This is a genomic window from Terrisporobacter mayombei, from assembly GCF_020748465.1.
Taxonomy (GTDB): domain Bacteria; phylum Bacillota; class Clostridia; order Peptostreptococcales; family Peptostreptococcaceae; genus Terrisporobacter; species Terrisporobacter mayombei.
In genome coordinates, this window is record NZ_JAHZMP010000293.1 from 1 (window position 1) to 434 (window position 434).

1 pseudogene is annotated in these 434 nt (G+C 50.2%); it reads right to left on the bottom strand.

Annotation, left to right across the window (positions count from 1 at the left end):
• A pseudogene (hyuA, locus tag K0039_RS25550) lies at positions 1-434 on the bottom strand (D-phenylhydantoinase); the annotation flags it as partial.

Below are 434 nucleotides of genomic sequence, written 5' to 3' on the forward strand. Positions count from 1 at the left end.
CCTTCCTCGACCATCATCGGGATTTCGTCGAGGATTGCGTGATTAATGTGCTGGATCACACCGTGAAAGCTGTAATCGATGACCGCTTTATGGGCGGCATAACCACGATAAACCTCCAGTTGATGGCGTAACCGACAGCCGTTTGGGCCAAATCCCATATGGTCAATAATGGTTGTTGTACCGCCACACGCAGCTGCGCGGGTACCGGTAAAAAAATCATCACAACTGCGCGCGATGCCGACATCAATATTGAAATGCGTATGGACATCCACGCCGCCAGGGAAAACGTAACAGCCAGTGGCATCAATTTCTTCATACGGGAGCTGCGGCGAAATATTGTTGCCCAACTGGCGAACAATCCCGCTTTCAATCAGCAAATCCTGTTTGGCTTGTCCATCTGCGTTAACGACAGTGCCGTTTTTGATCAATACGCG